Origin of the sequence: Leptolyngbya sp. PL-A3, from assembly GCF_039962325.1 — a bacterium.
In the GTDB taxonomy this organism is placed as follows: Bacteria; Cyanobacteriota; Cyanobacteriia; order Elainellales; family Elainellaceae; genus Vacuolonema.
The window spans coordinates 39,023-52,646 of the sequence record NZ_JAMPLB010000007.1 but is presented as its reverse complement, the minus strand read 5'-3'; the positions used below and the strand labels follow the sequence as shown (position 1 = coordinate 52,646).

The window sequence follows — 13,624 nt, the reverse complement described above, 5'->3', positions numbered from 1 at the left end:
AAACTGAAGCGGTCAAGTGCTGGGCTCTGTTCTCAGCAATTCTCATTTTGGAATCCAACCCGAAAATAGCCCGCCTTCGGCGGGCTATTTTCGGGTTTCAAAGCTGAGAGTTCGTGCCCGAAGGGCACGAACTCTCAGCTTTGAAACCCATACTGAGAATTGCTGCTCTGTTCTAAGGACTTGTTCTAAGGGTTATTTCTTATCCACGGGATGAATAAAAAATAACCCTTAAAACAAGCCCTAGATCTGAATTGAACCTGAAGAGCCATGAAATTTCCTCTCTTCCGTACTTCAATGGGAGATGGCACATTCTGCAAATTCCATGTTTAAGCGCAAATCAGTAACCCCAGGCACAGCCACTAACAAGGTGTTGGCGGTGTTAGCCGTCGTCAATTTGGGGTTAGTCGCCTTCGACTGGAGCTATATCCCCTGGCGAGACTCTTATTTACGCTATATGCCAGGGTTTACGCAATGGTATGGGGCGACTTTTAAGGGAATTGAGCCCCATCGAGACACAGATACTTACCTGAATCAGGTAGAGAGGTTGCAGAAGGAGGGGTTGAACGCCCAGGAAACTGCGGCCCTTCTGACAAACTTGCGCGATCGCAGCGTCGCCATGGTCGACGAAAACCCGTTTGCCGCCGCTGATAAGACGGGTACTTTGGAGCGAATCAAGAATCGCATGCGTGACCACATGGATGAGGAATCATCCAAAGATGCTTTTCAGCGCTTCTGGAGCAGAAGCTACCTGAGTCAGGCCGGATTTGATCAGGAGCTGGACTATTTTAACGATGAAATTCGCCCGCTAATGGCAAGCAACTATTACCGTGGCTTCAACAACCGGGGAAATTTAATTAATAGGTTTTGGATTCTTGATTTACCCTTTGTCGTCATCTTTGCGTCAGACTTTTTAGTTCGAACCTTTCGGCTTAGCCGTCGCTATAAAGGAACAAACTGGTTCGATGCGATGCTATGGCGTTGGTATGACATACCGTTGTTTTTACCCTTCTGGCGTGGGTTGCGAGTTATATCCACCCTGATGCGAATTCACGAATCGCGGCTGATAAACCTGACTCCGGTGCGCGATCGTCTGACTCGTGGATTAGCCGCCAGCTTTGCCATCGAACTAACCGAGGTAGTGGTGCTCCGGGTGATCGAGCAAATGCAAGATCTCATATCGCAGAAAGAGCTGACGCACTGGCTTCTCGACCCCAACAACCGTCGCCGCTACGTTGACATTAATGGTGTAGATGAGGCCGAAGCGATCGCCCGCCAATTGATCACCCTTACCGTTTATCAAGTCCTTCCGAATATTCGTCCGGAACTAGAAGCTTTAATTCGCTACAGTGTTAGTTGTGTACTAGAGCAATCTCCCTTCTACCGAAACCTGGCTCAGGTACCGGGCCTAAAAGACATTCCCGACCAGCTTGGCGAGCGACTGGTTTCTGACCTCACACAAACGGCTTATGACAGTCTTACCACTGCCCTTGAAAAGCCCGAAGGTTTACAGCTTACCCGTAATCTGATTAACCGTGTAGGAACAACATTCCGTAGCGAGATCTACGAAAATAACACGCTGGAAAACCTGGAAAATTTAGTAATTGACCTTCTAGAAGAGTTTAAAGTCAATTACATCCAAAACCTCTCAGAGCAGGATTTAGATACTCTGCGACAGGAAACCCATCATCGCTTCTACGAAATAACGCAAAGCCATCAGCTCGCTATTCGTCCTGAAAAAATGCGACAGAAGTAATTGAATATTTATGTCAGCAGTTCATGACAAAAATAGCAATCCACCCAGGTATCGGTTATAGGGTACTAAAATATGAGATTGGCTCTGTCAATAGTTCGATTGGAATAGTTTCTTAGGTTGCCCCTTCAGAGATATTTGAAAAGTTTATTTTTGCGTGCGTTACGCACACGAAATATACCCTTTCTGGGACTTTTCGAACATCCTCTCACATTTTTAGCGGGAGTCTGCTTGAGCCTGATGAAGGGTGTGCAACTGAATAATTCATCTACTTGCAAGTAAGTTCCTTATGGCTTCCTCAATTCATTTCCTCATGTGTGCGCCGGATCATTACGACGTGGATTATGTGATTAATCCATGGATGGAAGGCAACATTCACAAATCTTCGCGCGATCGCGCCGTTGAACAATGGCAAGACCTCTACCACATCATCAAAGACCGGGCCGTGGTGGAGTTGGTGCAACCCCAAAAGGGCGTGCCGGATATGGTGTTCACGGCCAACGCTGGATTAGTGCTGGATAAGACCGTCGTGCTCAGCCGTTTCTTCCACAAAGAACGGCAAGGGGAAGAACCCTTCTTCAAAGAATGGTTTTTGCAACAAGGCTTTACGGTGCATGAACTGCCGAAAGACTTGCCCTTTGAGGGAGCCGGGGATGCGCTATTAGATCGGGAAGGCCGTTGGCTATGGGCCGGCTACGGCTTCCGCTCTGAGTTAGATTCTCACCCCTACCTAGCCAAGTGGCTGGATATTGAAGTGCTATCTCTGCGACTGATGGACGAGCGCTTCTATCACCTGGATACCTGCTTCTGCCCGCTGACGGATGGGTACTTAATGTACTATCCCCCAGCATTTGACGCCTACTCCAATCGCTTGATTGAGATGCGCGTTCCTGAGTCTAAGCGGATTGTGGTGGGTGAAGCCGATGCCGCAAACTTTGCCTGCAACACGGTGAACATTAATCACACCGTGATTATGAACAAAGCCAGTGCAGAATTGCGTGAACGGTTGGAGCAAGCAGGTTTCGAAGTCGTCGAAACGCCACTGACAGAATTTTTGAAAGCCGGTGGTGCAGCGAAGTGCTTGACTCTGCGCGTCACCGAGCCCATTCAACCCCTGCTCCACGGTGCCGCAACCATCGAAAGCCGCACCATTCGTCTAGAAGGCCACCTGCTTGACTCCGGCCTGATCAATCGCGCATTGGATCTGATTGTGGAAGGGGGCGGTAGCTTCCAGGTGTTGAACTTCCAATTGGGTGAACAACGCCAGAGTACGTCTCAGGCCGAAATTAAGGTCACGGCTCCCGACCATAATGTGATGGAAGACATTGTGTCGCAACTCATCGATGTTGGTGCCGTTGCCCCCCCTCAGGAAGTCTGCGACAACCCCCTGGAAACCGTAGAACTGGACGGCGTTGCCCCTGACGATTTCTACGTCACGACTATTTACCCGACAGAAGTACGGGTCAAATGCGAGTGGGTGCGCGTGCAGAACCAGCGCATGGATGGGGCCATTGTAGTCAGTGAGACGCCAGAAGGGCTGATCGCTGAATGCAAGCTGTTGCGGGATCTAAAGAAGGGCGATCGCGTCGTTGTCGGGGTCGAAGGGATTCGGACGGTTCGCAAGACCGAAGCCCGCGACCAGCGCAGCGGCAGTGATAAGGAATTCGGCTTTATGGGCGCAGGCGTCTCCAGCGAACGCCGCGTTGAACTGGTGGTCGAACAGATTGCCTGGGAACTACGGCAGATTCGCGATCGTGGCGGTAAAGTCGTTGTGGTTGCCGGTCCGGTCGTCATTCACACGGGTGGTTCCGAGCACCTCTCCCGCCTGATTCGTGAGGGCTATGTGCAGGCGTTATTGGGTGGAAATGCGATCGCCGTCCACGACATCGAGCAGGCCGTTCTCGGCACCTCCCTCGGTGTGGATATGAAGCGGGGTGTCTCCGTTCGTGGCGGTCACCGTCACCATTTGAAGGTAATCAACTCCGTTCGTCGCCACGGCAATATTGCCAATGCGGTTGAGCAGGGCATGATTACCACCGGCATCTTCTACGAATGCGTGAAGAATGGGGTGCCCTTCTCTTTGGCGGGCTCCATCCGAGATGATGGCCCCTTGCCGGATACCCAAATGGATCTGATCAAAGCTCAGGAAGACTACTCTCGCCATATCCGCGGTGCGGATATGGTGCTGATGCTCTCTTCTATGCTGCACTCCATCGGCGTCGGCAACATGACCCCTGCTGGTGTGAAGTTGGTGTGTGTTGACATTAACCCCGCTGTGGTAACCAAATTGAGCGATCGCGGCTCTGTTGAATCTGTTGGCGTGGTTACTGACGTTGGCCTCTTCTTGAGCCTGCTGGTGCAACAACTCGATAAACTTACCCACGTTTATCAAGTTGCTCAAACGGTATAACTGTCTGTCTTTCCAACTCCCGGTGTCTTTAAAGACACTGGGAGTTTGGCTTTTATGCACAGTCCAGCATTTCTGTTGTCTTTGAATAAGGGTAGGTATCATTTTCCCTGCTTGGGGACGCGTCGCTCCCCAAACCCCTCGACTGGGGGACGGGGTGCCCCTCCCCCAGACCCCCTAGGCAAGGAGATTTTGCAGGAGTCGTGTCAAGCCGCTTCGCATCTGTTGGGTTTTTGATCAGGCTGGGGTGATGTGATCGGTTATGACAAAAAGCGCAATCAGATTAGGATGCAAAGCATTTTTTCCATCGGTGCACAAACTTGATCCTCACCCACCGATGCGAAGCGCCACATTCACCTCCTACCGATAACCCCTTAGCGCAAGGGGGTCTGGGGGACGGCGCCCCGTTCCCCCAGCCGAGGGGTTTGGGGAGCGGCGCGTCCCCAAGCAGGGCACATAACACCCAACCAGGGTACATAACATTCAAAAAAGTATTGGCATTGAGTGATGTGTACAGTACACATCACTCAATGCCAATACTTTTTTGAACAGATAACCGTGTACCGTGTTACTATCATTCCGACAAATGCTGGGGGTGCCTGAGCTACGCCAGGCTGAGATTACACCCTTAGAACCTGAGACCGGCTAGTACCGGCGAAGGGAAAGCAGTTAAGCAATTGGACTGCATTGGACTGCCGAAAAAGGGCGCAGGTTCTATCCCTGCGCCCCTATGTGATTCTGGCGGGCTTCCTGCTGCCAAAGGTTATACAGCATCGCCTCAGTTGGCGGGGTCAGTGTGGCGAGAAACACACCTTCAGGCAAATCCTTCCGAGAAGTTAGCCAGGTACCACGCAGGCTCACCTCTAAAGTTTCAGCATCACAGGGGGAAACAGCGATCGCCCCCTCATCCTCCAATCGCATCAACGCTGCTAACTCCCGCCGACAGCGAGTGCTAGCAGCCAACACAAAGGATGCTGAACACCGCTCCAGGGTGATCGATTGTCCAGCTTTCAGCATTAATGTGAGGCGAGGGGGCAGCCAGCTTTCCAGCGATTCAGGTAATAACTCTAAATAGAATCCGGTTTCCGTAAACGTGAATTTCAACATAACGTCGGCATGACTCCGAAAAACGGTTTTGCAGAGCAACGTTTTGGGATCGGGCAAACAAAATCTGGTTCTAGATAGACACGTGTTTCAACACCGTCTTTCCAGACAATCCACGAAAGATGTTGACGTTTAGGTCATGGACAAATTGAGACGCTTTGTGGGGAAGGGCGCTATCATCGAAGCAAGTTGTTGGGTTGTGCCCTCCCGGCCTGCTTCGTCTGCCTGGGTTGTTCATATCCTCATTATCATACTACAATTGTAATACAATGATGTCGATAATGAACAAAGGAGAGTCCTAATGTACACGATCAATCGCACCCCAACCACCGAAATGGAAGTCACCAGCATCCGGCTGGAACGAGATCTCAAAGAGCATCTTAAGAAATTAGCAGGCAGCCAGGGTTATCAAGCCCTTATCCGAGATGTGTTGTGGAACTATGTACAACAGAAATCGGGACAGTTTAGACCCAGTTTAACGCCGGATCAAATACGAGCCAGTGTGGCCGCGATCGCCCAACAAGAAGAAACGTGCGCGTTAACAGGTAAAATCATCAAGCCCCATGAACGGATGATATTGGGGTGGACAACGACAGGTGAGATGGTGCCCCTCAGCGAAGGGAGCCTTGCTGCATAGGAACTTTACGTCATGACCTTCCGACCGCGAAAACGATTTGCTCAGCACTGGCTACGCAGTGAGAAAGCCCTTCAGCGAATTGTTTCCGCCGCGAATCTGTCAGGAGGTCAAGCCCTCGTCCGTCCTACGCAATCCGATGAGGGGTTGCCGGACGACATCGTACTGGAAATCGGTCCGGGTACAGGCTTGCTGACTCGTCGCTTGCTTCGCCTGGCTCGGGCCGTTGTTTCCGTCGAAATTGATCGAGATCTGGTCAAACTCCTTCAAAAAGAGTTCGCTCAACACTCCACATTCCACCTGATTGAAGGGGATTTCCTCTCCCTCGATCTGGATGCAGCCCTGGCCAACCAACCTGCGTTTCAAACTCCCAATAAGGTTGTCGCCAATATTCCCTACAACATCACCGGCCCCATCCTGGAAAAACTTCTGGGTAGCATTCATCAACCCAATCCCCGCCCCTTTGATAGCCTTGTGCTGCTGATGCAAAAGGAAGTTGCCGAGCGCCTCTGTGCTAAACCGGGCAAGAAAACCTTCGGTGCCCTCTCCGTCCGGGTTCAATACCTCGCTGAGGCAGACTGGATTTGCGACGTCCCGGCCCGAGCGTTCCAGCCACCTCCAAAAGTAGATTCCGCCGTCGTGCGGCTGCGTCCTCGCCCCTTCCCCACGCCGGCCACAAATCCACGCCACATGGAAACCCTCGTCAAACTGGGGTTCGCCAGCCGCCGTAAGATGCTTCGTAACAACCTCAAAGGGATTGTGAAGGATGTTCAGGGGGAAGGGAGTGAGCGCGATACTCTCACCGACCTTTTCACCCGCCTCAACCTGAACCCCCAGGCCCGCGCCGAGGACCTGAGCGTTAGCGACTGGGTTAATCTCAGCAATACCTTATTAAGTGAAGGTTCTACAGCTTTACCTGAGGTTCCTGCGGAGGAGGAGATAGAGGCGATCGCTCCCATCCCACCTGCATTGTAGAACTGAAGCATTCAGATAAACATTCCCAACAGTGGCATGATAGGAAAGTTGCAAAAATGTCATGGATTCAGTACCCATGCGCTCCTATCTCCTGACCGCCCCCGCCAAAATTAACTTTTATCTAGAAATTTTGGGCGATCGCCCTGACGGTTACCATGAACTCGCAATGGTGATGCAGAGCATTGCCCTGGCTGATCGCATTCAGATTCGCCCCAACGGAACCACTCGTATCCAGGTGCAATGCGATAACCCTGAAGTTCCAGCAGACACCTCAAATCTCGCCTATCGGGCGGCCAAACTCATGGCAGACGAGTTTGAGGATGCCTACAGTCAATATGGTGGCGTAGACATCTTTATTGAAAAGAACATTCCCATTGGGGCGGGGCTGGCGGGTGGCTCAACGGATGCTGCCGCCGTGCTGGTGGGTCTGGATTTGATGTGGGGCTTAGGTCTCACCCAAATTGAATTGCAGGAACTAGCGGCGCGATTGGGGTCAGATATTCCTTTTTGTGTGTCTGGGGGAACGGCGATCGCCACCGGGCGTGGTGAGAGGTTAGCACCCCTCACGGATTTAAGTGGGCTGTCTGTAGTGCTGGGCAAATACCGCAGCCTCTCCGTTTCGACACCGTGGGCCTACAAAACCTATCGCCAACAATTTGGTCACACTTATATTCGAGAAAGCGATCGGTTTTCCACCCAGCGTCAAGCAATGCAATCCGGTGCTCTGGTTAGCGCCATCAGCCACCAGGACACGGGCCAGATTGGCAAATACCTTCACAATGACCTGGAAAAAGTTGTTCTCCCGGAGTACCCGCAGGTTGCAGAATTAAAAGCTGCAATGCAAGCTTGCAATCCTTTAGGTTGTATGATGTCTGGCTCTGGCCCCACTGTGTTTGCCCTAGCCGCAACCCCCGCCGCCGCTGCACAGATTCGAGACCGAGTACGGGAAACCATCCCCAACCCCGACCTGCAACTCTGGGTCACAGAGCTATGCCCCACCGGTATTCAGTTGGCCTCAAGCTGAAACGTTCCACAATTCGGTATTTTTGAGTGCGACGCATAAGCTGCCCTCAAAAATACTCTCAGCCCAAACTGAGGTATAGCGCTGCGCAGATTAAGTACGGTGGTGTGGGGGACGAAGTGTCCCACACCATCGTTGCTGTACGTAATGCACTTGCACATTGCTAATAAGTCCAGTTTTTATTTACCCACAAGGAATCCATCCTGCTCTAGGATGAGAATGATTCTGCAGACCAAACGGAACCCCCGCTGTATGGTGAACGAACCTTCTCAAAACCTGCAAACCGCTAAGCCCAAGACGCAGGAAGAGCCGCTTGATAAGCCTCCCACCGTGCTTCGATGCGTCACCGGGGCAGTCATTTCTGCATTATTTTCCGTTGGCCTTTACATGCTAACGACCTCCATTCACCAAACCTTAGATGCAACTCCCATCGTCTCGGATAACTACTTAACGGTGCGGATCTCTACATTGGTGCGATCGCTGGTCATTGGGATGGGAGCTTTGGGCACTATTACGTTCAGCGTCACAACGTTGGGGCTGATTGGATTAGCACTTCAACTACTGATCAAAGGCCAGCCAGCTACCTCCGACAAATAAAGTCGACCTCAGAGCCTATTTGAAAACCGAATTTTGGAAGGGTACGGTGTGTATGCACCGCGCTCTCCCAAAATTCGGTTTTCGGTTTTGGATAGGTTCTATAGCAATGTGCAAGTGCGTTAAGTACAACAACGGTGGTGTGGGGCACGAAGTGCCCCACATCACCGTACTTAATCAACCTCAGTTCGGGTTAAGGGCTTTTTCGAGTGCCGCGCTTCGCGCGGCACTCGAAAAAGCCCATTATTGCGTGCGCGTCGCGCACGCAATAATGGGCGGTTCAGCTTATCCCGAACTGACGTTAATCAACATGCACAGCGCTATAGGTATTGATTGAACCTGGGAGAACCACTGGTTTTGCCCCTTCCCACAACCATTTCTTTGGATGCCAAGCAATTCAGAGCCACGGAGTATTGGCGTGAGCCCAAGGCTTATTACAATATGTAAACGCTTATCAGAAAGGGTATGACCGTAGGTATCTGGATTCTGGGGGATCAGCTATCCCATCAACAGGCAGCATTAGTACAGTATGGCGATCGCTCCTCCCAAACTCCCGTCATTCTCATTGAATCGCTTCAGTGGGTACGAAAGCGGCCCTATCATCGGCAAAAGTTGGTGCTGGTCTGGTCAGCGATGCGCCATTTTGCAGAAGAACTGCGCCAACAAGGATGGCCCGTAACCTATGAGGTTGCTGAGGATTTCGAAGCACCTTTGCAGAAGTGGATCGCGACTGAGGGGATCACGGAACTGCAGGTTATGCAGCCGAGCGATCGCCCCTTCCGCAAACTCATGGACGGGTTGGATCTGCCGGTCCCGATCACTTACTTACCCAATAATCATTTTCTTTGGACAACCGATGCCTTTCGCGAATGGGCTAAAAAACGCAAAAACCTGCTGATGGAATTTTTCTATCGAGAGGGACGACAGCGATTTGCTGTTCTCATGCGTGGGGATCAACCTGCAGGAGGGCAATGGAATTTTGACAAAGACAATCGCAAACCGCCTAAGGGAAAATTAGAAACCCCTCATCCCTTGTGGTTCGAGCCTGATGCCATTACCCAGGAGGTCATGGAATGGGTGAAGAACGGCGACTTTACTAGCTATGGAGAAGCTGAGCCCTTTCGGTGGGGAGTAACCCGAGATCACGCGCTGCGGGTACTGGATCACTTCATTACCACCCGGCTACCAACCTTTGGCCCCTATCAAGATGCCATGGTGACTGACGAACACACTCTGTGGCATGCCCTTCTGTCCCCCTACATGAACCTTGGGCTCCTTCACCCTTTGGAAATTATTGAGGCTGTGGAGGCGGTTTGGGAAACCCATGATCTGCCCATCAATGGAGTTGAAGGATTCGTCCGACAAGTTCTGGGCTGGCGAGAGTATATGCATGGCCTGTACCAATATATGGATGAGGATTACCCTCAGCGCAATTTCTTCAACCACACGCAACCTTTACCCAAATTCTTTTGGAATTCCAACCAGGCAGATATGAACTGCCTCCATCAGGTTCTGAAGCAAATTGAGCACATGGGCTATGCCCACCACATCCAACGCTTGATGATTCTGGCCAACTTCTCACTGATTGCTGGGTTTTCTCCCCAGGAGGTAGAGAGCTGGTTCCATGCCGCTTTTATTGATGCGTACGACTGGGTCATGCAGCCCAATGTTATTGGTATGGGCTTATTTGCTGATGGAGGCATACTGGCATCGAAGCCTTACGCTTCCTCGGCAAATTATGTCAATAAGATGAGCGATTATTGTAAAGGGTGCCGCTATGATCCAAAAGCTCGGACAGGCGATCGGACCTGCCCCTTCAATTTCTTTTACTGGGATTTCCTGGCTCGCCATCGCGAGAAACTTTCCAGTCAGGGTCGCATGACGTTCATTCTCAAAAACCTGGATAAAATGCCACCTGAAGAACTCACAGAAATTCGGGAACGCGCTAATGCGTGGCATGCAGCACACCATTAGAGGGAGCTTGAATGGTTGTCTTCCACTCGCACTACGTGGTGAAGAGCAACCCTTTGCTCATTGAGTCAACACCCCCTCTTGGTTTGATCAATCCGGGTTTGCTCCTCAGCACAGGGAACTGCAGACCCTTATGGTCCCTCCTTTAACCAATTACCACATCAAGCTATTGGCGGCAGCGCTCATGGTGGTTGACCATGTGGGCGTTATTTTCTTTCCGGAACTGCCGATTTTGCGAGTGATCGGTCGATTTAGCTTTCCACTGTTTGCCTGGCTTCTGGTGCAAGGCGAGCAGTATACCCACCACATGCCACGCTATTTGCTGCGCTTAATTGCCTGGGGATTTATCTCACACCCGGTTTACCTCTGGGCTTTTGAAATTAGTGAGCCCGATCTCAACATTCTGTTCAGTCTGGCTTTAGGTGCGTTGTGCCTACGAGGGCGTCGCCAATACCCCCAATGGGAGCTACCCATTTGGGTTGGAGGAGGTGTGCTGGCAGAACTTAGTCATGCTAGCTACGGGTTTTATGGAATTGGAGCGATCGCCCTAATTCGCACCTACAAACTTACCGCCCTCTGGTGGCTGTTCTGGATTTTGCTCCACCTCTTCACTGAACTCCAATGGGGGTACAACCAACTTCCTGCCGTCCTTTCCCCCCTAATCTTTCACCTGACCAATGGCGAGCGAGGGGCAAAAGCCCGTTGGTTTTATCTGTTTTACCCAGCTCATCTATTAATATTGGGTCTCATTCATCTTCAGATACAACAACCAACCGGGTAGACCCGCCAAAAACTTTGAGGCCTGATGCTCAGCCCCAAATTTCGGGTTATCTCACTTAGACAGGACTTACGCATTTATGCTGTGAGTGGGGTGCTCTGCACCCCACTCACAGCATAAATGCTCTAGATATAGCGGACTTGCGTAAGCCCTGTTAGAAACAGATACTTCGCAACCTGTAATTTTTTTGTAGAGACGGCTTCGCCACCTCCACAAAAAAATTACAGGTTATTTTGTTTGTGATCCTTAGCACTGCGTTGGACGTTTGGTTGATGGCTATGGCAGGGAACGTAAAACGCTCTTTCCACAACCATCAACCAAACTTTTGAAATACAACCTTCCACTCCAGGAGTGAGATAACCCTCAACTTGAACTCCTAAGTGACACAGTTGAGAGGAACTCAAGAACCAACCCGAATGCGAACTGCCAAAGCTTAGTTGAGTGCAGATGCCTGCTGCATTAGAACTCGTCGCTGCCGTAGCCCGACATGTCAGTGTCCTGATCCCGCTTCGAACCTAACAACTCCAACCGATCAACCCGAATGACAGGCTTGGAACGCTCAGCGCCTGTGCCGCGATCTTGCCAGTAGTCAAACTTCAGCGCACCCGTCACACCAATCAAACTACCCTTACGAACATAATCAGCAGCGACCTGAGCGGTTTTACCCCAAATTTCGAGGTTAAACCAATCGGGTTCGTCATTATTGCGGCTGCGGCGGTTGACCGCCAAGGTCAGATTGCAGACCACACTACCCGACTCAAAATATTTCACCTCTGGGTCACGACCTGCCCGACCCACCAGCGTTACAACGTTCAAACTCATCGTGGTTCAACCCCAAAAGCACAATAGTGGTGAAAACCTGGCAACAAAGTCAGTTATTATGGCGGAAATTTACGGATTTGTACAAAGTCTGTGGGAATCATAGTACAAAGCCCTGCCCACAGGCATCGTAGTAGAGCTTTCAACAAATTTAGAAGGCTACCTCTTTTTAATACTAGTCTATTTGTACTAATTCAGAAGAGCCGAGAAGCAATTTATACTTCGGCGGTTTGACAAGTTTTCAGTACGGGCTGTATTACCCGGTGGGCGAGCGATCGCCCTGTTCCTTCCACTTTTCTCAATTATTCATCATTCAAAGGACAATCGGGTGCTGTAAACTCTTGACAAGAAACGTAATAAAATCCACCTCGACTGCCCTTCTTTAGGGCCTTGACGTTGTAGAGTGGTGCAGTTAAGGTTTACGCCGGGTCGCTCGAAACTGAAGAGCAGGCATTTGACGACAATTAGGAGCTAGGTAAACTCGTGGGACTCTTCAATCGCTTTTCACTTTCGCGTGACATGGGTATCGACCTCGGTACTGCTAACACGCTGGTTTATGTTTCGGGCCGGGGCATCGTGTTACAAGAGCCCTCCGTCGTCGCCATTGACCAAAACAAAAAATTGCCTCTGGCTGTTGGTGAAGACGCAAAGAAAATGTTAGGCCGTACCCCTGGTGACGTGGTTGCGCTTCGCCCCTTGCGCGATGGTGTAATTGCCGACTTTGATACCGCCGAATTGATGCTGAAGCACTTCATTCGCCGGGTTCATGAAGGGCGTACCCTCGTTTCACCCCGTATCGTGATCGGGATTCCCAGCGGAGTAACCGGGGTTGAGCGTCGGGCTGTTATGGAAGCGGCTTCTCAAGCAGGAGCCCGTGATGTTTATCTGATTGATGAACCTGTAGCGGCAGCCATTGGGGCGGGGTTGCCTGTTGCCGAGCCAACAGGCAACATGATCATTGATATTGGTGGCGGTACGACTGAAGTTGCCGTCCTCAGTTTGCAAGGTACTGTGTTGAGCGAGTCCGTGCGAGTGGCTGGTGATGAACTGAGTGAAGCCATCTCTCAGTACATGAAGAAGGTCCACAACCTGGTGATTGGGGAACGCACGGCCGAGGAAATCAAAATTAGCATTGGTTCCGCCTACCCCACGGACGAAGACGAGATTGCATTAGAGGTACGCGGTCTTCACCTTTTGTCTGGGTTACCCCGCACGATTACTGTCAAGAGCGCCGAAATTCGCGAAGCCATGGCTGAGCCATTGACAGTCATCATTGAGGCCGTGAAGCGAACCCTGGAGCGTACACCTCCCGAACTGGCAGCTGATATTATCGATCGCGGAATTATGCTGGCCGGGGGTGGTGCATTGCTCAAAGGTCTAGATACTCTCATCAGCCATGAAACAGGAATAGTGACTCATGTTGCGGCTGATCCTCTTAGCTGTGTAGTTCTGGGTACAGGTCGTGTTCTTGAGAACTTCAAGCAATTGGAGCGGGTATTCAGCGGTCACTCTCGCAATATGTAAGTTGATGAAACCTGTTGGTATCACACAACTTAATGCCAACAGGCTTC

General features: G+C 51.1%; 11 protein-coding genes and 1 riboswitch. Of the genes, 9 read left to right on the top strand and 2 right to left on the bottom strand.

The window, feature by feature from the left end; genetic code table 11:
* Nucleotides 1-322: 322 nt before the first annotated feature.
* Both NDI52_RS07805 and NDI52_RS07800 read left to right on the top strand, forming a co-directional pair.
* The gene (locus NDI52_RS07805) at nt 323-1,753 is read left to right on the top strand and encodes a hypothetical protein (protein WP_190774760.1); all 1,431 of its coding nucleotides are present in this window, start codon (nt 323-325) and stop codon (nt 1,751-1,753) included.
* Nucleotides 1,754-2,039: 286 nt separating this feature from the next.
* A complete protein-coding gene (locus NDI52_RS07800) occupies nt 2,040-4,160 on the top strand; it encodes a TIGR00300 family protein (protein ID WP_190774761.1) in 2,121 nt (706 codons plus the stop codon).
* A gap of 578 nt (nt 4,161-4,738) precedes the next feature.
* A riboswitch (TPP riboswitch) is annotated at nt 4,739-4,838 on the top strand.
* A 33-nt stretch (nt 4,839-4,871) separates the two neighbouring features.
* Here NDI52_RS07800 and NDI52_RS07795 read toward each other — a convergent pair.
* Nucleotides 4,872-5,264, bottom strand: a complete 393-nt coding sequence (locus tag NDI52_RS07795) for an alr0857 family protein (protein ID WP_190774762.1) — start codon at nt 5,262-5,264, stop codon at nt 4,872-4,874.
* Between the two features lie 298 nt (nt 5,265-5,562).
* Between NDI52_RS07795 and NDI52_RS07790 the strand changes: the two genes are divergently transcribed.
* From NDI52_RS07790 to NDI52_RS07765, 6 genes are all read left to right on the top strand, one after another.
* A complete protein-coding gene (locus NDI52_RS07790) occupies nt 5,563-5,898 on the top strand; it encodes a hypothetical protein (protein WP_190774763.1) in 336 nt (111 codons plus the stop codon).
* Nucleotides 5,899-5,910: 12 nt separating this feature from the next.
* Entirely contained in the window at nt 5,911-6,870 is a 960-nt protein-coding gene (gene rsmA, locus NDI52_RS07785) for a 16S rRNA (adenine(1518)-N(6)/adenine(1519)-N(6))-dimethyltransferase RsmA (protein WP_190774764.1), read from the top strand.
* A 76-nt stretch (nt 6,871-6,946) separates the two neighbouring features.
* Nucleotides 6,947-7,894, top strand: coding sequence for a 4-(cytidine 5'-diphospho)-2-C-methyl-D-erythritol kinase (ispE, locus tag NDI52_RS07780; protein WP_190789420.1), 948 nt, complete (start codon nt 6,947-6,949; stop codon nt 7,892-7,894).
* A 249-nt stretch (nt 7,895-8,143) separates the two neighbouring features.
* Nucleotides 8,144-8,488, top strand: coding sequence for a DUF3082 domain-containing protein (locus NDI52_RS07775; protein WP_190774765.1), 345 nt, complete (start codon nt 8,144-8,146; stop codon nt 8,486-8,488).
* Between the two features lie 462 nt (nt 8,489-8,950).
* Complete coding sequence (locus tag NDI52_RS07770) at nt 8,951-10,459, top strand: cryptochrome/photolyase family protein (protein WP_190774766.1); 1,509 nt, start codon at nt 8,951-8,953, stop codon at nt 10,457-10,459.
* A 130-nt stretch (nt 10,460-10,589) separates the two neighbouring features.
* Nucleotides 10,590-11,237, top strand: coding sequence for a TraX family protein (locus NDI52_RS07765; protein WP_190774767.1), 648 nt, complete (start codon nt 10,590-10,592; stop codon nt 11,235-11,237).
* 456 nt (nt 11,238-11,693) lie between these two features.
* Here NDI52_RS07765 and NDI52_RS07760 read toward each other — a convergent pair whose 3' ends face one another.
* Nucleotides 11,694-12,056, bottom strand: coding sequence for a single-stranded DNA-binding protein (locus NDI52_RS07760; RefSeq protein WP_190774768.1), 363 nt, complete (start codon nt 12,054-12,056; stop codon nt 11,694-11,696).
* A 516-nt stretch (nt 12,057-12,572) separates the two neighbouring features.
* On the opposite strand from NDI52_RS07760, the gene NDI52_RS07755 reads away from it, so the two are divergent.
* Nucleotides 12,573-13,577 (top strand): rod shape-determining protein, encoded by a 1,005-nt coding sequence (locus NDI52_RS07755; protein WP_190774769.1) that lies wholly within the window; start codon nt 12,573-12,575, stop codon nt 13,575-13,577.
* Nucleotides 13,578-13,624 lie beyond the last annotated feature (47 nt).